General features: G+C 59.1%; 1 pseudogene. It reads right to left on the bottom strand.

Annotated elements, in window-relative coordinates:
• Nucleotides 1-274 (bottom strand): annotated as a pseudogene (locus SB765_RS29590) (aromatic acid/H+ symport family MFS transporter); the annotation flags it as partial.

The following is a 274-nucleotide window of genomic DNA, read 5'->3' as shown; positions in this document are numbered from 1 at the left end:
AAAAGCCCAGTGCCACAATAAACAGACCGCCGCAGCCGTAGATCGCCGCCAGCGCCAGATTAGCGTTGAAGCGATCCATCATCCAGCCCGCAAACAGGGAGCCCAGCGTCCCGCCCGCCTGATACATCGCGGTGATAATCGCCGCTTCGGTCACTGACATGCCCAGGGTGTTGACCAGCGACGGCAGCCAGCTGCCAATCAGGTAAACCATGAACAGCCCCATAAAGTAGCCGCCCCACAGCATAGTGCTGCCAAACAGATAGCGGCGTGAAAG

Origin of the sequence: Pseudomonas sp. SIMBA_067 (assembly GCF_046534675.1) — a bacterium.
In the GTDB taxonomy this organism is placed as follows: Bacteria; Pseudomonadota; Gammaproteobacteria; order Pseudomonadales; family Pseudomonadaceae; genus Aquipseudomonas; species Aquipseudomonas putida.
Note: the sequence above shows the minus strand (reverse complement) of the source record. Positions and strands in the feature narration are given on the sequence as shown.